The sequence below is a fragment of the Amycolatopsis acidiphila genome (assembly GCF_021391495.1).
Lineage (GTDB): Bacteria > Actinomycetota > Actinomycetes > Mycobacteriales > Pseudonocardiaceae > Amycolatopsis_E > Amycolatopsis_E acidiphila.
In genome coordinates this window covers 3,357,798-3,382,197 of sequence record NZ_CP090063.1, presented here as the reverse complement: position 1 = coordinate 3,382,197, position 24,400 = coordinate 3,357,798, and the positions used below count along the sequence as shown (strand labels likewise).

Genomic DNA, 24,400 nt, shown 5'->3' with positions numbered 1-24,400 from the left:
CATCCTCCGTTCTTCAGACCGCTGCTTCGTCCCGTTCCCCGTCGAGGTGGTCGAACAGCTCCAGCAGATCCACCCTGGACACCTTCATCGACGGCGTGCGGGGCAGCACGTCCACCACGAGGATCCGCACCGGAACCTCGTACGGCAGCAGCTCGCGGCGGCACAGCCGGATGAGCTCGTCCTCGGCCGGGGCCGGGTGCCCGGCGGCGGGCTCCACCGCGGCGACCGGGACCTGCCCCAGCCGCGCGTCGTCGCGCCCGGCGACGGAAGCCTCCCGCACCGCCGGGTGCTTCTCCAGCACCTTCGCCACCGTGGCCGGGCTGACCTTGAAGCCACCCCGGATGATCGTGTCGTCGGCACGGCCCTCGATCCAGAGGAAGCCGTCCTCGTCGATGCGTGCCAGGTCGCTGGTCGGCGTCCAGGCGCCGGGCCCGGCTTCGGCCTGCGGTGTGCACACCTGCAGCAGTCCCGAGGTCCCGCTCGGCAGTTCGTTGCCCGCGTCGTCCACGACCCGCAGCCGCACGCCGGGCTGGGCACGTCCCACGCTGCCGCGCTTGCTCCGGCCGTACTCGCGGAACTGGTCCAGGGTCCAGCCCGCGACGGCGCCGCAGAACTCCGTCGCGCCGTACACCGACAGCACCGGGATGCCATAGCGGTCGTGGAACTGCTCGGCCAGTTCCGGCGCCAGTGGCGCGGTGCCGGAGTTCAGCGCTCGCAGGCTCGACAGGTCCTCGGCCGGCACGTTCGCGTCGAGCACCATCTTGATCCCGGCCGGGGTCAGGCTGCCCAGCTTCGGCCGGTAGGCGCGGATCACCTCGACCCACGGCTGCACCCGGAAGCGTTCGAGGAGCACGACCCGCCGGCGGTCGTACATGGCCTGCAGCACGCCCCACAGCCCGCCGATGTGCACCACCGGGTTCGCGACGATACCCACTCCCTGGGGCAGGGCCTTGCGCTCCGACTCCGGGCGGCGGTCGTACGAGCGCGCGGAACTGAGAGCGCTTTCCATCTGGCGGTAGGACAGCCGCACCCGCTTCGCCGGGCCCGTCGTACCCGAGGTGAGCATCTCCACGGCGGTGCCCGGGGCGTCGTCGACCTCGGGCCTCGGGGCCGGCGGCCCGCCCTCGGCGGTTACCGTGCCGTCGGGCCGGACCGTGACGCGCAGGCCCACCCGTGTGTGCACACCGGCGTCGGACAGCCGTTCCCACACCGCCGGTGACGCGACCAGGATCCGCGGCTGGACGCGCTCGAGGTCGGCGGCCATGCGTTCGGTCGGCTGCAACGGGCTCACCGTGGTGAGACAGCGCCCGGACGCCAACACGGCCACGACGGCGGCGGCGAACTCGGGGCGGTTCTCCAGCACGATCGCGATCCGCGCGCCCTGCCCGGCACCGGCGGCCCGCCAGACCTCGTCGCAGTCGTCCGCGGTGGTGGTCAGCTCTCCCCAGGTCCACCAGCTGCCGTCGTAGCTGATGGCCTGTGCCGCGGGATCGATCTCCCACAGGCCCTTCAGCCGGCTCGTCAGCGACGTCATCGAAGCCCCTCACAGGAACGGAAAGATTCACCAATGAATCTAGACTCTTGCCCTCCTGAAGGCAATCGGCCCGATGCGTTCGTCACGCGGCTCGCCGCAGGTCGGGTCCAGCGGAACTAGATTGATTGGCGGACGGCGCTCATCACCCCGGGTGCACTGTGCGAAGGCGATCCGCCGTCGCGGCCATCCGGCGGCGCCCAGGCTCCCGCTCGGTGGCCGTCGCCACGTGATCCCCGGCGCCGCGCCGCCGGCCCGCCCATCCGGGCGATAAGGGTTACTTCCGGGTATATTATCTACATTCGCTTTACCCGAAGGGGCGGCACCGCTCCCCATCGAAAGCCGAGGACCAGCTGTGACGAGCCACGTGACCTCCGGGGTCTTCTCCGGGAACGGCGTACCGGTGCGCCCGAAGAAGATGGCGGACATCGTGGCGGGCCGGATCCGCCGGATGATCGCCCGTGGCGAGGTCACCGACGGGCAATGGCTGCCCACCGAACCCCAGCTGATGGCCGAGTTCGGCGTCTCACGCCCCACCCTGCGCGAGGCGTTCCGGCTGCTGGAGGCCGACTCGCTGGTCAGCATCCGGCGCGGCCCGCCCGGCGGCGCCCGGGTGACGATCCCCGGGCCGGAAGCGGCCGCGGCGCAGTTCGGCATGCTGCTGACCCTGTCGGGCACCACCCTGGCCGACATCTACGAGGCCCGGATGACCATCGAACCGGCGGCCGCGCGAGCGATCGCCGAGCGGGGCACCGCCGCCGACCGCAAGCAGCTGGCCGAGCTGCTGGAGGAGGTCCGGGCCGCCGCGGACGCGGGCCGGTCGGTCGACCGGATGATCGTGCGCTTCCACCAGAGCCTGGTCGAGCTGTCCGGCAACCGGACGCTGGCCACGGTCACCGGGATGCTGAACGAGATCATCACCCGGCACATCGAGCAGGTCTTCGCCGACGCCCGCGAGCCCGCCGAGGAGGTCGCGGCCAACACCAAACGGGCGCTGCGCGCGTACGAGCGGCTGGTCGACCTGGTCGACGCGCGGGACGGGGAAGGTGCCGAGAAGTTCTGGACCAGGCACATGAAGGCCGCCCGGCCCTACGTGCTCAAGGGCGGCACGCAGGGGGCCACCCAGGTCGTGGACCTGCTCTACTGACGCCGCCCCGACCCGCCCGTGAACCGAGAAGAGAGGCCGGCGTGACCCGACCTGCCGAGGCCCGCAACCTGGTTCGGCCGAAGAAGATGGCGGACCTGGTCGCCGGCCGGATCCGGCGTTCGATCGCGCGCGGTGAGATCGGCGACGGCGAGTGGCTGCCCACCGAACCGCAGCTGATGGCCGAGTTCGGTGTCTCACGCCCCACCCTGCGCGAGGCGTTCCGGCTGCTGGAGGCCGACTCCCTGGTCAGCATCCGGCGCGGCCCGCCCGGCGGCGCCCGGGTGACGGTCCCCGGGCCGGAAGCGGCGGCGGACCAGTTCGGCATGCTCCTCACGTTGTCCGGCACGACCATCCGCGACCTCTACGAGGCGCGCATGGTGATCGAGCCCGCCGCCGCGCGGGATCTCGCCCAGCGGGGCAACGCGGCCGCCGGCCGGGCGCTCGCCGATGAGCTCGAGTCGATCCGCGCGCTGGTCGGGTCGGCGGAGTTCGGCGCGCAGACCGTCCGGTTCCACCGCCGGATCGTGGAGCTCGCGGGCAACAAGACGCTCGCCGCCGTGATCGGGATGCTGTCGGAGATCGTGACCCGGCAGCTGGCCCGCGTCTACGACGAGACCCCGGACACCGCCGCCGACACCCTCGCGAACAACCGCAAAGCCCTGCGCGCCTACGAGAAGCTGACCGAGCTGGTCGAGGCTCGCGACGGTGCGGGCGCGGAGCGGTTCTGGACCCGGCACATGAAGGCCGCGCGGCCGCACCTGTTCCGCGGCGAGGACGAGACGCAGGTCGTCGACTTGCTCTACTGAACCGGCTCCTTCGCCCGGTCGTCGAGCACCGTGTCCAGCCCGATCAGGTGGACGAGCGAGGCCGGCCCCGGCCCGGTCACCGCGACGGCCATCGTGCCCACCACGAAGGCAGCGGCGGGCGAGGTCAGGAACCCGGCCGCCAGTGCGTGTACCTGTGCGCGGCCAGGGGCAGCCCGAGCAGCAGCCGCAGGATCAGCGCGGCCGTGCCGAGAGTGCTCATCGGGCCGGCTCCAGCACCTTCAGCAGCCTGTCCCGGTGCCAGCGCGGAGTGCCGGCCAGCAGCTCGTCGGTCTTCACCCGGCGCAGGAACACGTGCACCTGCTGCTCCCAGGTGAAGCCCATGCCACTGTGCAGCTGCAGTGCGAGACTCGCGACCCGGCTGCACGCGTCCCCGGCGAACGAAGCCGCCGCCGACACCGCCTCGGCCCGGGCAGCCACGTCGCCGTCGAGCGCCCGCATCGCGGCCAGCACCGCCGCCCGGCTCAGCTCGAGATCGGCCGCCATCGACGCGCAGTGGTGCTTGACCGCCTGGAAGGAGCCGACGGCGCGGCCGAACTGCTCACGGGTGCGGACATGTTCCAAGGTCATTTCCAGCAGCCGGGTCGAGGCACCGAGCGCGTCGGCCGCCGCGTGCACCGCGGCCGCGTCGCGAGCCAGGGCGAACGCCGCTTCGGCCTGCTCCCCCGCCGTCCAGTCGCCCGCGCCGACGACCACCGATTCCAGTTCCACCGAGGAAAAACGCCGCGAGATGTCCAGCACGGTGCGCTGTGTGATCGTCAACCCGTCGAAGCCCGCGTCGAGCATCGCCAGCACGGCACCGCCTTCGGCGGTCCGGGCCAGCACCAGGAAGTAGTCCGCGGCCGCACCGGCCGGCACGAAACCGGCGCGCCCGGCGAGCACCAGCCCGCCGTCGCCGGAGGGCTTGCCGAACAGCTCCGGCGCGCCGGGCTCGGCCGCGACCAGGGCCGCCAGGCCCAGACCCGCCGCGCACTCGCCGAGGCCGGCCGACGAGATCCCGGCCGCCTCACCCAGCCCGACCGCCAGCGCTGTGGCGCCGACCGGCAGCGCGGAGCCGGTGTGACCGAGCTGCTCGACGACGACCGCCAGATCGGTGTGCGTGCCACCGCCGTCGGCGGCCAGCAGCGCGGTCAGCCCGAGGTCGCCGGCCGCGCGCAGCTGCGGGCCGGTCCACAGTGGATCCGGCACGGTCCCGGCGACCAGCGCGTTCAGGTCCGTCTGCTGCGCGAGAAAGGAACGCGCCATACCCGCCAGATCCCGCTGGGCCGCGCTCAGCCCGAGCTCGCTCATTTCGCCACCTGCTCCCGGGGAAGGCCGAGCCCGCGCTCGGCGATGAGGTTGCGCATGATCTCCGAGCTCCCGCCGGCGATCGTGTAGGCGCGGGCGTAGAGGTAGGCGTCCTGCCAGCGACCGCCGTCCACCGCGCCGAGCACCGCGTTGCGCGCGATGTCCAGCGCCTGCTCGACGACCTGTCCCACGCAGCCCCAGACCACGTCGTCGACCACTGCCGGGTCGATGCCCGTCCGTTCGACCAGTGCCCTGAGCACGTGGGCGGACAGATCCGCCGGTGCCACGGCCGAGAGGTCGCCGTCACGCTTGCCGACCGGGGCGCGCACCGCCTCGACGATCACCGCATCGCGCACCGGAACCTCCTCGTTCCCGCTGTTCAGGTTTAGGCAGTTTATCTTGACTCTTTCCGCGGTGTCACGACCAGAAGTCAGGATGTTTGTCTAGATTCTTCAGCACAACCCGGCGAGGAGAACGGGCGACGGCCTGTTCGACAGCTCGAAGCCGCGGCGCGCTCGTCAGTGCCGCGGCTTCGTCGTTCGCGAATGGCGGCCCGCGGCCGAGGGCCGCGCGAGCAGTTCGTCGCACGGGCCCGGCCGGCGGGGACCCGCGTCAGTCCGAAGCCGGCAGCGGCTTCGCATCCTTGAGCGGCAGCGGCGTGCCGTTGACCGCGATCGTGCCCTGGCCCGCCTTGGTGACCAGCACCTCCAGGCCGAGCTCGTCGTCGGCGTAGCGCTTCCCGAGCTGGCTGCCGTCCATCTGGGCGGGGTCGGGCTCACCCGCCGGGGCGGCGTCCTTGGCCTTGGGGTCGACCATCGCGGCACCGCCGCAGGTGACGGTGAAGTCACCGTCCGGAGCCTTCACCACGATGACGGTCGTACCGTCGACCGTACTGGCCAGGAGCTGTCCGACACGCGGCTTCATCGCTGCACCTTCCTGTATCCTCCGGATCTAGTTCATCTTAACTTACTTCGGCAGACCCGGAACGACAACGAGCAGCACCCCCGACGAAGAGGAGGGACCACAGTGACCGGACCGGAGGGGCTCGACCGCCGCGGCTGGGACCACGAGCCCGGCGAGCAGGGCGGGCCGGACTTCCCCCGCATGATCGAGGCGCTGCGCCTGCTGCAGGCCCGGATGACCGGCGCCGGCCCGCCCCCGGAAACGGTCACCGAGACCGCCGAGACGCTGGAGAAGCTCGCCGCCGCGCTCGAGCCCTTCACGGTGCCCGAGGCCGCGCAGATCGTCGGCCACCGCACCGACCTGCCCGGTCGCGGCCAGGCGATGGCACCGCCCGTGCACATCGAGGAATGGGATGAAGAACATGTCCTCGGGCATGTCACGTTCAGCCGGTTCTACCTCGGCGGCAACGGCGCGGTGCACGGCGGCGCGATCCCGCTGGCGTTCGACGAGGTGATGGGCAGGTTGGCCAACACGGGCCGGCCGCGCGCTCGCACGGCCTACCTGCACGTGAACTACCGCAAGATCACCCCGGTCGGCAGCCGCCTGCGGGTCGAGGCACGCTTCGAACGCGAGGAGGGCCGCAAACGGATCCTCGCCGGCGCGCTGGTCGACGGGGAAACGGTGGTCGCCGACGCGGAGGGCCTGTTCGTGACCTTGAAACCCGGGCAGCCGTAGGTTTCGCATGCCAAGGTGCGCCCCGGAAGCGGGGGCCGGGACCAGATGAGCGTCGGTTTCGGCTTCGCTCCCTACGGCATGTGCCGGCGGACCTGCAACGGCGCGCGATCGAAATGATGACCGCACACGGCGCCGCGGTGGGCGCGTGATCCAGCACTCGTTCGCGCGCCCACCTGCACTGCCTGCGGTAAAGTGATTTCAGACGATCGACGTCTAGAAATCCGGTGGGCAATGGCAGCGAAACCAGTGGTCGGGATCGAAGTGCTGGGCACCGCCCAGCAGGCGGCCTGGCAACGCCGGACCCTTCCGCCGGTCGAGCGGCTGCCTGCCGGGATCTGGTCGGTCCCGGTGCCCATCCCCGACAACCCCCTGCGCTACACCCTCAGCTACCTGGTCCCCGGTGACGACGGCGTCGTCGTCGTCGATCCGGGCTGGGACACCGAGCAGGGCTGGGACGCGCTGACGAGCGGGCTCGGCGAGGCGGGACTGGACACGGGCGACGTGACCGGGATCGTGGCCACCCACGTCCATCCCGACCACCACGGCCTCTCCGCCCGCCTCCGCGCGGCGTCCGGCGCCTGGGTCGCGATGCATCCGGCCGAGCGTGACGCCCTGCGCCAGCGCCCGGCCGCGGGCGACGGCGGCGAGGCCGCAGCCAGGGTCAGGGACTGGCTGTCCCGCGCCGGCGCCCCGGACGAGGACATCGCGAGCCTGACACGGCTGGTCGCGGGCACCGACGGGCAACGGCCGGCCGGGCCGATGGCCGAGCCGGACCTGCTGCTCGACGACGGCGACCGGGTGCCGCTGGCCGGACGGCAGCTGCGGGTGGTCTGGACCCCCGGGCACACGCCAGGGCACCTGTGCCTGCGAGAGACCAACGCGCGGCTGCTGCTCACCGGGGACCACGTGCTTCCCCGGATCACGCCCAACATCGGGCTGATCCCCGGGTCCACGGGTTCGCCGCTGGGACAGTTCCTCGACTCGCTCGAGCGGGTCGGCGGCTTTGACGACCACGACGCCCTGCCCGCGCACGAGTACCGGTTCCGCGGCCTGGCCGGCCGGACCCGCGCGCTGCGCGAGCACCACGAGCAGCGCTGCGCCGAGATCCTCGTGCTGGTCGGCGAGTTCGGCGAACCGACCGTGTGGCAGGTGGCCGAGCACCTGACGTGGTCGCGGCCCTGGGCGGAGATCGGGAACATGCGGTTCGGCGCGGTGGCCGAAACCGCCGCCCACCTCGAACACCTCGCCCGGGCGGGCCGGCTCGCCTGGGTCCCCGCCGGCACCGAGGCCGGGCTCGTCCGCGTGCGGCCGACGGGCACCGGCAGCCGTCACCCCGCACAGGAGCACTGAATGAGCACAGCAGACATCGACCCCCGCACCCCGGTCGTCGTCGGAGCCGGACAGTTCGCCGAGCGGATCGAGGACCCCGGGTACCTGCGCCTGTCCGCGGTCGACGTCGCGGCGAACGCGGTGCGCGCGGCGCTCGCGGACACCGGCGCCGACGCCGACGCCGACGCGATCGCGGCGGCGATCGACACCGTCGCGGGCATCCGGCAGTTCGAGATCTCCACCCCTGGTGCGCCCGCCCCGCTGGGCAGGTCCGACAACTTCCCGCGGTCGGTGGCGAACCGGGTGGGCGCGTCCCCGGCGCGGGCGATCCTGGAGGTCGCCGGCGGGCAAGGCCCGCAGCACCTGCTCACCGAGCTGTCGGCCACCATCGCCGCCGGGGGCGCCGAGATCGCGCTGGCGTTCGGCTCGGAGGCGATCTCCACGGCGGGGCACCTGGCCAAGGCGCAGGACAAGCCCGACTTCACCGAGCACGTCGAGGGCAGCCTGGAAGACCGTGGCTACGGGCTCAAAGGCCTGACCTCGCGCGAGCAGGTGGCACACGGGCTGACCGACGCGCCGAGCCAGTACGCCCTGTTCGAGAACGCCCGCCGGGCACGGTTGAAGCAGACCCGCGAGGAGTACGCCACCGCGATGGGCGAGCTGTTCGCGCCGTTCACCGAGGTGGCCGCCGCCAACCCCTACGCCTCCGCGCCCGTCGAGCGCTCCGCCGCCGAGCTGGTCACGCCGACCGAGGCCAACCGCCCCATCGCCGACCCCTACACCCGCTACATCGTCGCCAGGGAGAAGGTCAACCAGGGTGCCGCCGTCCTGGTCATGTCGGTGGCGGCCGCGCGGCGGCTCGGGGTGCCCGAGGAGAAGTGGGTCTTCCTGCACGGGCACGCCGACCTGCGCGAGCGCGACCTGATGGACCGCCAGGACCTCAGCCGCAGCCCCGCCACGGTGCTGGCCGCCGAGCACGCCCTCGAAGTAGCCGGGATCGGCGTGGACCAGGTGTCCACCTTCGACCTCTACAGCTGCTTCCCGATCCCGGTGTCCACCGTCTGCGAAGGGCTCGGGATCGACCCTGCCGACCCCCGTGGCCTCACCCTCACCGGCGGGCTGCCGTTCTTCGGGGGCGCCGGCAACAACTACTCGATGCACGCCATCGCCGAGACCGTCCAGCGGATGCGCGCCACCCCCGGCGCGTTCGGCTTCGTCGGTGCCAACGGCGGCACCATGAGCAAGTACTCGGTCGGCATCTACTCGACGACGCCCACCGAGTGGCGCGCCGATCGCAGCGCGCAGTTGCAGGCCGAGATCGATTCCTGGCCCGCCCCCGGGCAAGCGCCGCGGGCCGACGGCTGGGCGACGATCGAGACCTACACGGTCAAGCACAGCCGGGACGGCGAGCGCACCGGCGTGGTGATCGGCCGCCTGGAGGCCGACGACCGCCGCTTCCTCGCAATGACGCGCAAGGGCGACGAGGACATCCTGGACCGGCTCGGCAGCGGCGAGCCCATCGGCACCCGGGTCTACGTCCGCTCGTTCGGCTTCGGCAACCGGGTCACCACGACCGAAAGCCGGATGAACGAGCTGTTCCCGCCCCGGCCCGCGGAGTTCCGCGACAGCTACGAACACGTCCTCGTGCGCCGCGACGGGCACCTGCTGGAAGTGACCATCAACCGGCCCGACGTGCGCAACAGCCTGCACCCGCAGGCCAACGAGGAACTCGACGAGATCTTCGACGCCTACTTCGCCGACCCCGACCTCTGGGTCGCGATCCTCACCGGCGCCGGGGACAAGGCGTTCTCCGCGGGCAACGACCTCGTCTACTCCGCGGCCGGGAAACCCATGTGGGTGCCCAAGAACGGCTTCGCCGGGCTGACCAGCCGACGCGAGCTGCCCAAACCCGTCATCGCCGCGGTGAACGGCTTCGCCATGGGCGGCGGCTGCGAGATCGCACTGGCCTGCCACCTCGTCGTCGCCGACGAGACCGCCCGGTTCGCGCTGTCCGAGGTCAAGGTCGGTCTCATCGCCGGTGCCGGTGGCCTGATCAGGCTGCCCCGCACGGTCCCGGCGAAGGTCGCCACCGAGATGATCCTGACCGGCCGCCGCATCACCGCCGCGGAGGCCCACTCCTACGGCCTGGTCAACCGGGTCACCGAAGCGGGCAAGGCGGTCGAGGGGGCACGCGCCCTCGCGGCCGAGATCCTCGACGGCTCGCCCACCTCGGTCCGGCTGTCGCTGCAGGTGATGCGCGAGACCCAGGGCATCGCCGACACGGTCGACGCGGTCACCCACCCCTCGTCCGCTGTGGACGAACTGATGGTCAGCGAGGACGCGATCGAAGGCATGACCGCGTTCGCGCAGAAGCGCCGCCCGGTGTGGCGCAACCGCTGACGGCCCCAGGACAGGCGAAGCCCGGCGGTGCCAGTCCCCCGCCGGGCTTCGCCCCCCACCTCGGCGACATCCTCCCCCGCCGACGACGCACCTGGCACAGTCGTCACCGTGCCGTTGGACGAGCTGCCGGACTGGCTGCCGGCCTGGTGTGTGGACCAGTTGGGGGACGCGCCGGCCGGCGTGCTGTTCGCGCTGCGGCGGATGTCGGCGGTGTTCGGGCTGCGGTTGGCCGGTGGCCGGGACGTCGTGGTGAAGGCGCGGCAGGACGATGGCCGGGCCGCGCCGTGTCTCGCCGCACAGGCCCGGTTGGCGGAGCGGGGGTTTCCGTGCGCCCGCCCGCTCACGCCCGCGGTCGGCGTCGGTGCGCTGGCCGTGCACGCCGAGGAGTTCCGGCCCGGCGGTGAGTTGCTGCAGGGCGACTCACCGGATGTCGCCATGCGCTACGCGGAGGTGTTCGCCCGACGGATGGCCGAACTGGCCGAGGTGACCGTCGCGCCGCCGCTGCCGAATCCGCGCTGGGTATGTTGGGACCACACGGATTCCGGGTTGTGGCCGGCGATCGGGTTCCTCGACGAACGGGACCAGAGCGTCGTGCCCGCAAATGTTCGCGACACGGCCGAGCGGGCCCGCGAGCGGATGCTGGCCGCCGACCTGCCGTGCGTGCTGGGCCACGCCGACTTCGAGGCGCAGAACCTCCGTTGGCACGACAACCACGTGTGGGCCGTGGACGACTGGGACAGCCTGGCGTCGCAGCCGGAGGCGGCGCTCCCCCGGCGTCCGGTGACGCCGTCCGCGCACAGGCAGCCGAACGCCTCCGCCGGGCGAACGCCCAGGTATACCCCGTCAGGAGGCGTTCTCCGGGCCACCGCGGCTTTCCGACGCCGCGGCGGTGGCGTTGGCGAGGAGGAAGTCGACCAGCCGGCGCGCGTAGCTTCCGGCGGAGGTGGCCAGCTTCGCGCGTGCCTCGGGCGGGGTGGTCTGCACGTGGTTCATCACCGCGCCGCTGAGGGTGTCCAGCAGCAGTGTCACCGACGTGCCGGCCGGCAGCTCGCCCCGCTCGATGGCCCGGCGGACGATGGCCCGCGCGGCCAGGATCTGCGACTGGCGGATGCTCGCCCAGTGCTCGGCCACCCCGGGGATGCGGTCGGCCTCCAGCGCGATGCGGAAGGCCGCCCGCCCGGCGTCGCCGAGGTAGTGCCCGAACAGCTGCCGGGCGAGCTGGACGAGCTCCTCGCGCACATCGGCGGGCTCGATCGCGGTGACCCCGCTGACGTGCTGTTGCAGCGCCTCCAGCAGCAGCGCCTGCTTGGTCCGCCAGCGCAGGTAGATCGACGCCTTGCCGACCCCGGCGCGCTTGGCCACGGCCTCGACGCTGAACCCCGCCCACCCCTCGTCCCCGAACAGCCCGATGGCGGCTTCCGCCACCCGGCGGTCGACGTCCGGATCGCGCGGGCGCCCGGCCGCGGTACTCGCAGTTCGCGTCACGCCACTACCTTTCCAGACCCCTGGATCACACCACATTGCTGAACGCGTTCCGTCAGTATAACCTCGAACGTATTACAGACGGAAGCTGTTCAGATTTAGGGGGTGACCGTGTCGGCAAACGATGAAGCGACGGCCTTCGGCGAAGCCGTGGCCGGGCTGACCAGGCGGCACTGGGGGGACGCGACCGCCGCGGCGGGCACCGGCCTGGAGAAGCTGTGGCACGCGGCCGCAGCGCAGGGCTGGTTCGAGCTGGGCTCGGCCGAGGCGCTGGACGCGGCGCTGGCGGCGACCATGGAGCTGGGCCGGGTGGCCTGTCCCCTGCCCGTGCTGGACGGGTTCGTCGCCGGCCGTCTGCTGCCCGACGCGAGCGGCATCGAGTCCGGCCAGATGCGGGTCCTGGTCGCCCTCGACGGCACCGGCGACGAGGTGGCCTACGCCGAAGCCGCCACCGAAGCCACGCATGTGCTGGTCCTGCCGGCGGCAGGCGGTGTGGCGGCGCTCCGGGAGATCGCCGGGGTGACCGAGCAACCCGGGCTGGCCGTGCCGGCGTGGGCACGGATCCGCCTCGGCGACCCGGTGGCCACGGCCGACCTCGACGCCGCCCGCGCCGACGAAGCCGTCCTGCTGCTGAGGCTGGGCCTGGCCACCCGGGCACTCGCCGCCGCCGGGCGGGCACACGAGATGGCGATCGAGCACGCGAAGACCCGGCACCAGTTCGGGCGCCCGGTCGGCGGCTTCGGCGCCGTCCAGCAGCGCATCGCGTCCTGCCAGATCGACCTCAGCGCCGGAAACCTGCTGATCGCCCAGGCCGTGCGGCAGTGGACGAGCCACGCGGCCGACTGGAGCTCGTGGGCGGAGATCGCGGTGGAGCACGCCCGCGCGGCGGCCCCGCGTATCCAGCTGGGCGCGCAGCACACGCTCGCCGCGATCGGGTACTTCGAGGAGCACGAGGCGCCGTGGCTGTTCCGCCGGGTGCACGCCGACGTCACCAGGCTGCGTGCTTTCCCGCGCGCGGTCGGGGAGTTCGCCGACGTGCTGGTGGAGACCGAAGCGTCGCTGCCGTCGTTCGACATGGGCGAGGCCGGGGAAGCCTTCCGCACCGAGGTACGGGAGCTGTTCGCCCAGTACGAAGACCGGTTCGCCCGCAGCACGATGGCGCTGGACCACGAGCTCGTCCAGGCCGTCGCCGACCGCGGCTGGCTCGGTTTCGCCTGGCCCGAGGAGTACGGCGGCCGCGGCGCGACGCTGGCCGAACAGGTCGTGCTGAACGAGGAGACCGCCTACTCGGGTGCACCGATCAGCAAGGCGCTCGGTGCGGTGATGCTGCTGGGCAACTCGATCCTCAAGCACGGCAGCCCCGAGCAGAAGGAGAAGTTCCTGCCGCTCATCCGGCGTGGTGAACTGGCGTTCTGCCTGGGCTACAGCGAACCCGAGGCCGGTTCGGACCTGGCGTCGCTGAAGACCCGCGCGGTGCGCGACGGGGCAGACTGGGTGATCAACGGGCAGAAACTGTGGACCACCGGTGGCCACACGTCCGACTGGGTCTGGCTGGCGGTCCGCACCGACCCCGACGCGAAGCCGCGCCAGGCCGGGATCACGGTGTTCCTGGTACCGATGGACACCCCGGGTATTACGGTGCAACAACACCGCGCACTGTCCGGCGAGATCTCGTGCACCGTGTTCTACGACGACGTTCGCGTACCCGACTCCGCCCGGGTCGGCGAGGTCAACGGCGGCTGGAAGGTCATCACCGACGCACTCGCCGGGGAGCGCATCACCATGGGCAACATCGCCGCCGCACTGCACCGCCAGCTCGACGACCTGCTGGGCGTCATCCGTGCCGACATCGACGGCACCGTGGGTCCCCGCGGCTCTGCACGCCGCGCCGAACTGGGCAAGGTCGCCGTCGGTGTCCAGGCCACCCGGGCGCTGGTCTCCGCCGCGATCGACGCCACCGGCCAGGGTCGGGGCGCCCGGCTCGAGGCACCCATGGCCGGTGTCCTCGGCGGCGAGACCGCCGAGGCGTTCGGCGAGGCCGTCCTCGACATCCTGGGGCCGGCAGCCGCTCTCGAAGTCATCCCCGCCGCCCCGGACGCGGCCTTCGAGTACGGCTTGCGGCTGTCGGTCATGTACGTCGTCGGCGGCGGCACGAACGACGTCCAGCGCGGGCTGATCGCGCGAGGCCTCGGCCTTCCCCGGTAGTGCCCTCACCACGAAGGAGTCGTGAAATGTCCAGCGTGATCACCCCCCAGCGGCTCGCGTCCCTCTTCCGGCCGCGCAGCGTCGCGCTCGTGGGCGCCTCGAACAAGTCGGCGTTCTCCCGCACGGCTTACCGGAACCTGGTCGAGTTCGGCTTCGCCGAGAAGACCTACCTGGTCAACCGGCGCGGCGCCGAGACCCACGGCCGGCCCACCGTCACCTCGTGCGCCGAGATCGGGGAACCGGTCGACGTGGCGTTCATGATGGTGCCGCAGGCGGGCACCCTCGACGCCCTCACCGACGCGGCCGCGGCCGGCATCCGCAACGCCGTCATCCTGTCCGCCGGCTACGGCGAGGCGGGCGAATCCGGGCGGGCCGCACAGGCCGAGCTGGTCGCGCACGCCGAGTCTCTCGGCATGGTGCTGCTCGGGCCGAATCACCTCGGCTTCGCCAACCTCGTCGACCAGGCGCCGGTGACCCCGATCCTGGGCCTGCCGCGCGAGGCGGGTTCGGTCGCGCTGCTCTCCCAGAGCGGTGCGAGCTCCGCGGCCATGCTCGAGTTCGCCACCCTCTCCGGCGCCGATCTGTCCTACATGGTCACGCTCGGGAACGAGGCCATGATCACCGCGGGCCACGTCCTGGACTTCCTCGTCGACGACGAGCACACCCGCGCCATCGCCATCTTCATGGAGTCGATCCGGGACCCCGAGGTGTTCCGGGCGGCCGCCCGGCGGGCGGCCGCGGCGGGCAAACCGATCGTGGTGCTCAAGGCGGGCAGCAGCGAGCTGTCCGCACGGACCGCCGCGGCCCACACGGGCGCTCTGGTCGGCGACGACCGCACGGTCGACGCAGTGTTCCGCGACCTCGGCATCATCCGGGTGGACTCCATCGAGGACATGCTCATCACCGCGGGCGCCGCCGCCAACCTCGACCGGCTCGAACGGCCGGGCATCGGCGTGGTGTCGATCTCCGGTGGGGCCTGCGACATCCTGGCCGACCGGGCCGAGGACCTGGGCGCGCGACTGCCGGAGTTCGCGGCGAGCACCCGGGAGGCGCTCGCCGACGTGATGCCGGCCTACGGGACGATCCAGAACCCGCTCGACGTGACCGGCGCCGCGATCATCGATCCGACGATCTTCACCCGCGCCATCGAGGCGGTCTCGGCCGATCCCGGCATCGGCGTGGTGGCCGTGGTCAACACGCTGCCCTGGCAGTCCGACGGCGGCCCGTTCGCCGGCCAGGCCTTCGCCGACGCCATCGGCGACGGGATCCAGCGCGCGAGCGGGCCGGTCGTCTACGTCAACCAGGTCCTGGAACCGATCACGGCCTACACCAAGGAGGTCATGGCGCAGGCCCGGGTGCCGCACGCCATTCCCGGACTGCGCCAGGCCGTGGTGGCGCTGCGCAACCTCGGCTGGTGGTCGGACGCGACCCGCGACCCGGGTGGCGAAGCGCCCGCCCGCGACACCGTCCCCGTTCCCGCGCCGGCGGACCGCCGTGGGAGCTGGTCGGAGGCTCGCGCGCGGCAGCTGCTGACCGAGGCCGGAATCCCCGTGATCCCGGGCGAGCTGGCCACCTCGCCGCAGCAGGCCGCGAAGGCCGCCGCGGACTTCGGCGGGCCGGTCGCGCTCAAGATCGTGTCCCCGGACATCCTGCACAAGAGCGACATCGGCGGGGTGCGGCTCGGGGTCAGCGGGAACGACGCGGTCGCCGCCGCCTACGAGGACGTGCGACGCGCCGGCGACCGGGTTCCCGGTGCGCAGGTGGAAGGGGTGCTGGTGACACCGATGCGCTCCGGTGGCACGGAGTTGCTCGTCGGCGTCGTCCGGGACCCGCACTGGGGACCGATGCTCGCCGTCGCGCTCGGCGGCATCTTCGTCGAGGTCCTGGGCGACTCCGCGCTGTCGCCGCTGCCGGTGACCCCGGCGCGTGCCCGGGAACTGCTGGAAAGCCTGCGCGGCGCGGCATTGCTGCGCGGTGTCCGGGGAACGGCACCGGCCGACCTCGACGCCCTGGCCGAGACCGTGGCCCGGGTCGGCGACCTCGCCCTCGCGCTCGGCGACGACCTGGAGTCCCTGGAGATCAACCCGCTCCGCGTGGACGGGAGCACCGTGGAGGCACTCGACGCCGTCGTCACCTGGAAGGAGACCGCATGAGGACCCCGATCTGCGACCTGCTGGGGATCGACATCGTGGTGCCGGACACGTTCGCTGGCGAAGGGCAGCAGCTCGGCCCCGAGGCACTGCGGAAGATGGTGCCGGACGCGCACGGGCGCTTCGTCGCGGACCTGCTGACACAGCACGGCATCGAAGCTTCGGCCGAGGAGGTCGTCGAGGCCTCATCGCCAACGCGCTGGGAGTGCCGCCGCAGTTCATGATCGACCGCGCGAGGGCCGCGGGCATCCCGGTCGCGGCGGGCGGGATAGTCACGGGCAGGCAGCTGGCTGCGGCGGTGGCACTCGGCGCCGCGGGCGCGTGGACCGGTTCGGTGACGCCGGAAGCGGAGACCGCGCCGTACACCGTGCAGTGGATGCTGCGGGCGTCCTCGCGCGACACGATGCGGTCGAAGGGGCCGACAGGCAAGTCCTCCCCGGCAGCTCGAATCGGAGTGGACCCGGGCCTGGGAGGAAGCCGCAAGCCCGGAACCACTGCCCATGCCGCTGCGGTCCCTCGTCAGCGAGTCCAGCCTCCGGCGCGTGGACAAGCTCGCCGAGCAGGGCGACACCGGCGCGCAGGCGCTGGCGACCTACTGGGTCGGCCAGGGAGTCGGGCTGACGGCCCAGGATCGAGCTCCTCGCACCGTGTTCAGCTAGATTCTCTATCTGAAGAACGGTGAGGAGATGCTGATGGACGAGACCACCTTCGGCCAGGTGCTGGACGCGGTGCGCCAGTTCGTGCGCAAGGAGGTCGTCCCCCGGGAGAACGAGATCGAGGAGACCGACTCGATCCCGGACGACCTGCGTGCGGCGACGGCCGAACTGGGCCTGTTCGGTTACGCCCTGCCCGCCGAGTACGGCGGACTCGGGGCGCTCATGGCCGAGGACGTCCGGCTGGCCTTCGAATTCGGCTACACCACCCCGGCGTTCCGGTCGCTGTTCGGCACCAACAACGGGATCGCCGGACAGGTGATCGCGAAGTTCGGCACCGAGGCGCAGAAACAGGCCTTCCTGCCCCGGCTTGCGTCCGGGGAGGCGATCGCCTCCTTCGCCCTCACCGAATCCGAAGCCGGCTCCAGTCCCGCCGGGCTGAAGACCTCCGCGCGCCGCGACGGCAGCGACTGGGTCGTCACCGGCACGAAGCGCTTCATCACCAACGCCCCGCTCGCGGACCTGTTCGTGGTCTTCGCCCGAACCGACCCCACGGCGGCGGGTGGCCGTGGCATCTCGGCCTTCGCCGTGGACGCCCCCTCCCCGGGGCTGACGGTCGGGCCACGCGACCACAAGATGGGGCAGCGCGGGGCCTGGACGGCCGAGGTGATGTTCGACGAGGTGCGGGTGCCCGGCGACCGGCTGATCGGCGAGGAGGGGCGCGGCTACCGCAGTGCCATGACCGTGCTCGCCCGCGGCCGACTGCACATCGCGGCCATGTGCGTGGGCACCGCCCAGCGAATCCTGGACGAGTCGGTGCAGCACGCCGGCACGAGCCGCCAGGGCGGCCGCCCCATCGGGGACCACCAGCTGGTGCAGGCGATGCTCGCCGACTCCTACGCCGAGCTCGCCGCCGGGCGCAGCCTCGTGCTGCACGCCGCGGCCGAGTTCGACTCCGGCGCCGACATCGCGGCCGGCCCGTCCTCGGCCAAGCTGTTCTGCAGCGAGATGGTGTCCCGGGTGGCCGACCGGGGCGTGCAGATCCACGGCGGGATGGGCTACATGGCCGAAACCGTGGTGGAGCGGATGTATCGCGATTCCCGGCTCTACCGGCTCTACGAGGGCACTTCGGAGATCCAGAAGCTCATCATCGCGCGGGAGCTGCTCTCCCCCGTCGCCCGGAGCTGACGCGCCGGTCGAGCGTCTGGTGTCGCACAGCGGTCATCCGGACGTGGAGATCCGGCTGTGTGCCGCCCACGAGTGGCGGCACGCAGCCGGGAAAAGACGGACTAGCGCTTCAGGTACTTGAGGGTGTTGGTCAGCGAGTCCGACCACGGGGACGCCAGGTCCAGCCGCCGCAGCTCGTCGGCGTGCTGGACCGCCGCCAGCTCCGCCATCAGCCTGGACCGCATCCGGTCGTCGTGCGCGGCGTTCGCGGAGCGCAGCGCACGGGCCAGCCGGACCTTGCGGAACGGGGTGAACCAGGACGCGCGAGCCAGGTGGGCGGCGCGGCGGGCCGCACGGTCGCGGGTACGCGCCAGGGCGTCCCGCTCGTCGTCGCCCAGGCCGAGCCGGGACAGACACCGCTCTTTCAGCTCACGGCTGACCCTGGCCCACGTGGAGACCCGGCGGCGCCGGTGCCGGAGCTCGATCCCGAGCGCCAGGTGCAGCATGACCACGCCGAGCACCGGCCCCAGCGTGACCCGCGCCAGGCCGGACACGGGGCCGGCCAGGTCGAACGCCATGTACCCGGACGCGGCACAGAGGGCCCACAGGATCAGCCGGGCGGGACCCGGTTTTCCGCTGGGGCCCCGGATCCCGGCACGCATCGCGAACCCGCAGGCGATCAGCGCCACCTCCACCACGGCGAACATGGCGGCCCGCTCGGAGATGGTCGTGATCCCGAGCTTGTCCCCGAAGAACCGCCACGAGGTGTCCACCGAGACCAGCAGCGACATGAACGCGACGAGGTAGAAGCCGCGCGAGCCCTCCGGCGTCGTCCGCTTGGCCGAGACAGGAGCCTCCGTCACCTGCGCGGTCTGCGCGGCCGGGGTGTCCGCGGGCGCTTTCGACGGCTCGGTCTGGGGGTCGGTGGCTGTGGCGGCTTCTTCGGCGGCACGGCGGCCGTCCAGTTCGGTCAGCAACTCCACCGACATGCGCGGCAGGTCCCCGGTGTCGCTCAGCCCGCGCTCCTTCCGCCATTTGCCGACCTCAGCGGCCACGTGGGAACGGTCGCGCTTGGGGTCGGTCACCACGCCGTAGGTCATCAGGAACGCGAGCACATCCGATGTCGACGGTTCAACCAGGGCCTCACAGGCGTACCGGATCCTCTCGTCGATGGTGTTCAACATGATCAAGCGGGCGGCATGAGCCGCGCTGCTGAGGACGTCCGCTGAAGCAGCCTGCTGGTCGCTCTCGGTTTCCATGTAGTTACCCTTGTTAAGTTCTCATCGGTGGGGCTCGCGAGCATAGCGGGTGACGGATCATCCCCGATGGCCGCCCTTGGCCCGCTGGCCAGGCGGGGGTCAGCGGACTTGGTCTCTGGGCCTGGCGACCGCGCAACTCCGTTGTGGACGGCGCCCCGGTCCCCCTGGCTGCTCAGCTCGGGACGGCCACGCGGCCGCCCTCGGACTCCCAGCGATCTTCCGACGTTTGTTCCGGGACCAGGCGCGCGACAGCCGCACCTCCCGCACGCGGCGTTATGCCGTTGCTGGAGAGGATGTCGGCGACCGCGGCGAACGAGTCACTGCCAGCGGCGGCGCGTAACGCTGCCCGTGCCTGGCCTCCCACCGTGTCGGGCGGCACCACGAGCAGGGTCGCCCGCCGCGAGTCCGAACCGATCACGACGACCGTGTTCGCGTCCATCGAGTGGAACCCTTCGAACCGCACCACCCGACCGTCCACGCTGAACTCGCCGGCAGCGGGCTCCCACGCCTCGAGACTGCAGGAAATCCGGCTCACCGGGCCGAGCCGGGCCTCGAGGGCAGGGACCAGCGCCGCGAACTCCTTACCCGGGTCGTTCGACCAAGGCCACCAGCCGCCGTCGACGTGGCCCCGCTCGGCCGTCTCAGGCTTCATCTGCAAACGGAGCCGATCGCGCCTGCCCGTCGCGGTCATGGAATTCAGCTGAGTCGAGGTCATCTCGACGCTCCCGCCTCCGGGCCGATACTTCCCGGCCAGGGGTCCTTCGTGCGCCCAAGGCGGCGTCGACGCGATCGTCGAAGCTCATACGCCCTCGGTAACTCCAGGTTACTCGCCGACTGCAAAGGTCAGTGGCGTTCTCGTGTGCTTCCTCGCGCCGGCTGCCGCAGGATCACGTCCAGATCGGCGGTGCGCTCGGCGACCGTGCGGGCCAGTTCGGACAGGCGCAGGTTGTGGGAGCGGGCGTAGCCGCGCAGGGCGGTGAAAGCCTCTTGCATGTCCAGGCCGCCGTGGCTGGAAAGCACGCCCGTGGCCTGTTCGATGACCACGCGGGAGGTCAGCGCGGTCTGCAACTGCTCGACGAGCACGGTGCTGTCATGCAGGGTGCGCTGCTGGAGCATGCCGATGGTGGCCACGTCGGCCAGTGCCTGCCCCAAGCGGACGCTGTCCTCGTCCACCCCGTCGGGGTGCGTGTTGAGCAGGTTGACCGCGCCGATCACGGTCGTGCGCAACCGCATGGGCACCGCGTGCGCGGCGGCGAACCCGGCCGCCCGGGCAGCCGGGGCGAAACGGGGCCAGCGGTGATCCTCGGCGGCCAGGTCCCCACTGGAAACCGGCCGGCCGGTGCGGACACAGTCCAAGCAGGGACCGTCCCCGGTCTGCACGGCGAACACCTCGATCAACCTCGCCTGTTCGGACGAGGCGGCGGCCATGGCGAGGCCACCCCTCTGGTCGGACAGCACCACCCCGGCCGCGGCGACCTCCAGCAGTTCCACACACCGTTCGACGAGCATGCTCAGAAATTCCAGCATGTCGAAGTCATCGACCAGGGTATCCGCCAGCTCGACGAACACCCGGGCCAGCCGCTGCTCGTGTCGGTCGTTCACGCTTCTTCACCTCCCACTTCGCCGCCAGCCGTGTCCCGGTATGGCTTCATTGTTCCGCGTCCAGCACCAGACGGCTCGCCACGATCTCCCGCGCGACGACCGTGACGGGCAGGTCATGGGCATAGGCATGGCCGCGGATCCGCAGCAACGCTGCCTGGATCGCGATGCCCTGCTGGTCGCTGACGATCCCGGAGGCCTGGTGCACCTCGGTGTGCAGGTCGGTGATCCAGCTCAGATCGCCGGACTCGCCGCCCGAGATCTGGGCCAGCACCGCTTCGAACGCCAGGTCCGCCAGCAGCAGCCCGTCAGTGACCTGGTCCGGCTCCAGCAGCCCGGCACTGGCGCGGTAGCAGTCCAGCGATCCCAGCCCGATCGCGCCGAGCGTGAGGGGGAACGCGAACACCGCGGCCACCCCCAACGCCCGTGCACCAGGAGCGAACGCCGGCCACCGTGAGTCGGCGACGCCCAGGTCCGGTACCAGGACCGGAGCCCCTACGGTGACCGCACTCCATCCGGGGCCCTCGCCCACCGTCAGCTGCAAGTCCTCCAACCGGGCCGCCGCAGCGTCGCCGGCCCTCGCCAGCCGCGGCTGCGCGTCGGTCCTGTCTGCCCGGTCGAGCAGAGTCACCCCGGCACCGGTCACCCCCAGCTCCGACGCCGCCAGCACACAGATCCGCGCCAGCATCGAGGACGTACCGTCCCCCTCCACCGCCAGCAGAGACCGCATCCGCAGCCGCCGGTCCTCATTCATCTGCCTGTGTGCCCCCCGAACGGGCGCGCGTAAGTGGGCCGTCGACCTCGCTGCTTCCGACGGCCGTCGTCACCGCCTTGCCCGGGGACCCGGACCCGTCCAAAGAGCGGTTCATGGAGGGAAGCTCCGGTCCCGCAGCGGCCGCCCACCTGGCAGCCGGCCGACCCCCGCGGGCATCAACGCCAACACTGGTTTCGCCGACATTCCCTGCCTCCCGGTCGCGCGAGCTGGGCGCCACCAGGGTCCTGGGTGGTGCGACGGCTTTCCGCCGTGCGTGCCTCAGCCTGCCACACAACGACGGCAAGGACTAGCTCGAAGAGCTGATCAGGCCGGTGCCGGGACTGGCAGGTCCTTCAGCACCGGAACGGTGTCGAGCTTCAGTGTTGAATCCGTCTCATGCCCATTGGGTGCCGGTGCTTCAGCCGCTGCCGCCAGAGTACTGGCACTGGTCTTGTCGAAGAACCGCAGCAGTTCGACCGGGAACGGCATGACGAGCGTGCTGTTCTTCTCCGCTGCCACGTCGACCACGGTTTGCAGCAGCCGCAGCTGCAGCGCGCTGGGCGTGTCAGCCATGACGCGGGCGGCCTGCGCGAGCTTCGCGGAGGCCTGGAACTCGCCGTCGGCGGCGATCACCCGGGCGCGGCGCTCGCGTTCGGCCTCGGCCTGGCGCGACATAGAGCGCTTCATGCTCTCAGGTAGCGCGACGTCCTTCACCTCGACCCGCTCGATGTGCAGGCCCCACGGACCCTCGGTCGGGGTGTCGATGACGGCCCTGAGCTCCTCGTTGATCCGGTCACGATCGGACAGCAGCGTGTCCAGGTCGGCGCGGCCGATCACCGAACGCAGCGAGGTCTGGGCCACCTGGGAGACCGCCCGGACGTAGTCCTGCACGTTGATGACCGCCTTCACCGGGTCGACGACCCGGAAGTACACCACAGCGTCCACGGTGAGGGTGACGTTGTCGCGGGTGATGGCGCCCTGGGCGGGAATACCCATGACGACCGTTTGCATGGACACCTTCCGCAGGCGATCCGCGAACGGGATGATCAGCCGGAGACCGGGCTGGCGGATCGTCGGGAGGAGACGCCCGAAACGTAACAGGACTCCCTGTTCGTACTGCTGCACCAGGCGAACGCCCGATCCCAGCAACACGAGCACGATGATGACGATGGGAATGACGATGAGAGCTACCACGACATGTCCTCAGTAAGACACGGAAGAATTGAACAGAACTGAAACAGGAGAACGGCACGCCGGTGAACGGCAGACGACACGGACCAGGCGGCGAACCGGCTGGCACCGCGCCGCCGCGACGACGTGACAGCTAAGCACGTTCGTAAACGCGGCTGTCATCGAACGCTTCACCGCGAACGGCGCGTCCAGGGATCAGCGCGGTGGACAGCACCCCGGCGGCGAGCCGCGTTCCGTCCATAATGGAAGCGATCTGCGTGCCCGCCGGCTCCGGCTGGATCAGCGGTGACCGTTCACCGGGCTCTGCGACCATCGTGGTGGCCTTGCGAACTCCCGGGCCCGACATCATGCCGGTGCTCCCGTCCCCGATCGACCAGCGACCGGCGTGGACTTCGCCGAGGACGACGCCGGCTCAGCCGCCGGTGTGCGAAGTGCTCTCGGTACTGACAACGCTACGCGCACCGGTGCCGGACGGAGGCCGCACAGAGCTCGACATGCAACGTTTCGGTAACGGCACCGGTGCGCTGACCGCGCGTCCGGTGCCCATACCGAGCCGGAATCCGGGGACGCGTTTGCCGGTCCGGCGATCCCGTGGAACGCTGGACATAGTTCGCGGGCCTACCGCGACGCGCTACTCGAGCCCCCGGTGCGCTGTCCGACGTGACGCAGGAATCGGTGGTTCCGCATGACATCGCTCGACAGTTCGCCCCCGAACGTCCGAAGCCGGGACTACGCGGTCCTTTCGCAGACGATCAGGCAGGCGGGTCTGCTGCGCCGGCGCTACCGGTACTACACCGTGAAGATCGCACTCAACGTCCTAGTCTTCGCGGGCGGCTGGGTGCTCTTCGTCCAGCTCGGCGACTCGTGGTGGCAGCTGTTCGTCGCCGCGTTCTTCGCCGTGATGTTCGCGCAGCTGGCCTTCATCGGGCACGATGCCGGCCACAAGCAGATCCTGCGCGGCCGCCGCACCAACGACCTCCTCGGCTACTGGCACGGCGGCATGGTCGGGCTCAGCTACGGCTGGTGGATGGACCAGCACACCAGCCACCACGCCAACCCGAACCACGAGCAGGACGACCCCGACATCCGCATCCCCGCACTCGCCTTCACCGAGAGCCAGGGCGGCGCCAAACGCGGTTTCCTCCGCTGGCTGGCCAAGTACCAGGCTTTCCTGTTCTTCCCGCTCCTGCTGCTGGAGGGGTTCAGCCTGCACGTCTCCAGCGTGCAGACCCTGCGGCGGCCGGTGCTGCGGGCGCGCAAGGTGGAGATCGCCCTGCTGGCCGGGCACTTCGCCGCCTATCTCACCGCCGTGTTCCTCGTGCTCTCACCGCTGACCGCGGTGGTGTTCATCCTTGTGCACCAATGCCTCTGGGGTGTCTACATGGGATGTTCGTTCGCGCCCGGGCACAAGGGGATGCCGATACTGGCGCGCGGGCACGGACTCGACTTCCTGCGCCGCCAGGTCCTCACCTCGCGCAATGTCCGCGGCGGCATCTGGGTCGATTTCGTCCTCGGCGGTCTGAACTACCAGATCGAGCACCACCTGTTCCCCACCATGCCGCGTCCCAACCTGCGCCGCGCCCAGCCGATCGTGCGGAACTTCTGTGCCCAGCAGGGCATCGAGTACGCGGAATGCGGTTGGCCGCGGACCTACGGATACGTGCTGCAACATCTGCACGCCGTCGGCGTACCACTACGTGCCGGACGCTGAACACCCACGGGTCAGCGCAACCGGTGAGCACGTCCGTCTCATTCGGACTGTCGTCCGGGGCCGTTACCGTGCC

Annotated in this window: 21 protein-coding genes and 1 pseudogene; 11 read left to right on the top strand and 11 right to left on the bottom strand. The window is 71.4% G+C overall.

The genetic code is table 11. From position 1 onward, the window contains the following. Positions 1–13 precede the first annotated feature (13 nt). Positions 14–1,534 carry a class I adenylate-forming enzyme family protein gene (locus LWP59_RS16400; protein WP_144645468.1) on the bottom strand — a complete coding sequence of 507 codons (1,521 nt, stop codon included), beginning with the start codon at positions 1,532–1,534 and terminating at the stop codon, positions 14–16. Positions 1,535–1,886: 352 nt separating this feature from the next. Between LWP59_RS16400 and LWP59_RS16395 the strand changes: the two genes are divergently transcribed. Next, complete coding sequence (locus LWP59_RS16395) at positions 1,887–2,678, top strand: FadR/GntR family transcriptional regulator (protein WP_222425741.1); 792 nt, start codon at positions 1,887–1,889, stop codon at positions 2,676–2,678. Positions 2,679–2,719: 41 nt separating this feature from the next. Continuing rightward, on the top strand, positions 2,720–3,484 hold the full coding sequence (locus LWP59_RS16390; protein WP_222425740.1) for a FadR/GntR family transcriptional regulator: 765 nt from the start codon (positions 2,720–2,722) through the stop codon (positions 3,482–3,484). A 216-nt stretch (positions 3,485–3,700) separates the two neighbouring features. Here LWP59_RS16390 and LWP59_RS16385 read toward each other — a convergent pair whose 3' ends face one another. From LWP59_RS16385 to LWP59_RS16370, 3 genes and pseudogenes are all read right to left on the bottom strand, one after another. Beyond that, complete coding sequence (locus LWP59_RS16385; protein ID WP_144645467.1) at positions 3,701–4,792, bottom strand: acyl-CoA dehydrogenase family protein; 1,092 nt, start codon at positions 4,790–4,792, stop codon at positions 3,701–3,703. 71 nt (positions 4,793–4,863) lie between these two features. Further along, positions 4,864–5,145: pseudogene (locus LWP59_RS16375) on the bottom strand (thiolase family protein); the annotation flags it as partial. Between the two features lie 256 nt (positions 5,146–5,401). Beyond that, on the bottom strand, positions 5,402–5,713 hold the full coding sequence (locus LWP59_RS16370) for a hypothetical protein (RefSeq protein WP_144645463.1): 312 nt from the start codon (positions 5,711–5,713) through the stop codon (positions 5,402–5,404). Positions 5,714–5,815: 102 nt separating this feature from the next. On the opposite strand from LWP59_RS16370, the gene LWP59_RS16365 reads away from it, so the two are divergent. The 3 genes from LWP59_RS16365 to LWP59_RS16355 all read left to right on the top strand — a co-directional run bounded on the left by LWP59_RS16365 (position 5,816) and on the right by LWP59_RS16355 (position 10,156). Continuing rightward, on the top strand, positions 5,816–6,427 hold the full coding sequence (locus tag LWP59_RS16365) for a PaaI family thioesterase (RefSeq protein ID WP_222425739.1): 612 nt from the start codon (positions 5,816–5,818) through the stop codon (positions 6,425–6,427). 231 nt (positions 6,428–6,658) lie between these two features. Then, entirely contained in the window at positions 6,659–7,777 is a 1,119-nt protein-coding gene (locus tag LWP59_RS16360) for an MBL fold metallo-hydrolase (protein WP_144645461.1), read from the top strand. Further along, the gene (locus tag LWP59_RS16355; protein WP_144645459.1) at positions 7,778–10,156 is read left to right on the top strand and encodes an acetyl-CoA acetyltransferase; all 2,379 of its coding nucleotides are present in this window, start codon (positions 7,778–7,780) and stop codon (positions 10,154–10,156) included. Positions 10,157–10,999: 843 nt separating this feature from the next. Here LWP59_RS16355 and LWP59_RS16345 read toward each other — a convergent pair. Beyond that, on the bottom strand, positions 11,000–11,641 hold the full coding sequence (locus tag LWP59_RS16345; protein WP_229857469.1) for a TetR/AcrR family transcriptional regulator: 642 nt from the start codon (positions 11,639–11,641) through the stop codon (positions 11,000–11,002). Positions 11,642–11,749: 108 nt separating this feature from the next. On the opposite strand from LWP59_RS16345, the gene LWP59_RS16340 reads away from it, so the two are divergent. From LWP59_RS16340 to LWP59_RS16320, 5 genes are all read left to right on the top strand, one after another. After that, positions 11,750–13,843, top strand: a complete 2,094-nt coding sequence (locus tag LWP59_RS16340) for an acyl-CoA dehydrogenase family protein (protein WP_222425706.1) — start codon at positions 11,750–11,752, stop codon at positions 13,841–13,843. Positions 13,844–13,869: 26 nt separating this feature from the next. Then, on the top strand, positions 13,870–15,996 hold the full coding sequence (locus LWP59_RS16335) for an acetate--CoA ligase family protein (RefSeq protein WP_144643724.1): 2,127 nt from the start codon (positions 13,870–13,872) through the stop codon (positions 15,994–15,996). Continuing rightward, a complete protein-coding gene (locus LWP59_RS16330; RefSeq protein ID WP_144643725.1) occupies positions 15,993–16,217 on the top strand; it encodes a hypothetical protein in 225 nt (74 codons plus the stop codon). The genes LWP59_RS16335 and LWP59_RS16330 overlap by 4 nt, the downstream gene beginning before the upstream one ends. Before the next feature lie 276 nt (positions 16,218–16,493). Continuing rightward, positions 16,494–16,652: a hypothetical protein gene (locus LWP59_RS16325; protein ID WP_186383530.1), complete on the top strand. Its 159-nt coding sequence runs from the start codon at positions 16,494–16,496 to the stop codon at positions 16,650–16,652. A gap of 33 nt (positions 16,653–16,685) precedes the next feature. Further along, positions 16,686–17,834 carry an acyl-CoA dehydrogenase family protein gene (locus LWP59_RS16320; protein ID WP_144643726.1) on the top strand — a complete coding sequence of 383 codons (1,149 nt, stop codon included), beginning with the start codon at positions 16,686–16,688 and terminating at the stop codon, positions 17,832–17,834. Between the two features lie 101 nt (positions 17,835–17,935). On the opposite strand, the gene LWP59_RS16315 is transcribed toward LWP59_RS16320, so the two are convergent. The 6 genes from LWP59_RS16315 to LWP59_RS16290 all read right to left on the bottom strand — a co-directional run bounded on the left by LWP59_RS16315 (position 17,936) and on the right by LWP59_RS16290 (position 22,965). After that, complete coding sequence (locus LWP59_RS16315) at positions 17,936–19,072, bottom strand: hypothetical protein (RefSeq protein WP_144643727.1); 1,137 nt, start codon at positions 19,070–19,072, stop codon at positions 17,936–17,938. 172 nt (positions 19,073–19,244) lie between these two features. After that, entirely contained in the window at positions 19,245–19,763 is a 519-nt protein-coding gene (locus tag LWP59_RS16310) for a DUF5994 family protein (protein WP_186383531.1), read from the bottom strand. 152 nt (positions 19,764–19,915) lie between these two features. After that, positions 19,916–20,674, bottom strand: coding sequence for a GAF and ANTAR domain-containing protein (locus LWP59_RS16305; RefSeq protein WP_144643728.1), 759 nt, complete (start codon positions 20,672–20,674; stop codon positions 19,916–19,918). Positions 20,675–20,720: 46 nt separating this feature from the next. After that, positions 20,721–21,401: an ANTAR domain-containing protein gene (locus LWP59_RS16300; protein WP_144643729.1), complete on the bottom strand. Its 681-nt coding sequence runs from the start codon at positions 21,399–21,401 to the stop codon at positions 20,721–20,723. Positions 21,402–21,749: 348 nt separating this feature from the next. Next, positions 21,750–22,583 (bottom strand): slipin family protein, encoded by an 834-nt coding sequence (locus tag LWP59_RS16295; RefSeq protein ID WP_373299429.1) that lies wholly within the window; start codon positions 22,581–22,583, stop codon positions 21,750–21,752. A gap of 166 nt (positions 22,584–22,749) precedes the next feature. Then, positions 22,750–22,965 (bottom strand): hypothetical protein, encoded by a 216-nt coding sequence (locus tag LWP59_RS16290; RefSeq protein WP_144643731.1) that lies wholly within the window; start codon positions 22,963–22,965, stop codon positions 22,750–22,752. Between the two features lie 336 nt (positions 22,966–23,301). Here LWP59_RS16290 and LWP59_RS16285 point away from each other — a divergent pair, with 336 nt between their 5' ends. Then, complete coding sequence (locus tag LWP59_RS16285; protein ID WP_144643732.1) at positions 23,302–24,327, top strand: fatty acid desaturase family protein; 1,026 nt, start codon at positions 23,302–23,304, stop codon at positions 24,325–24,327. Positions 24,328–24,400: the final 73 nt, after the last annotated feature.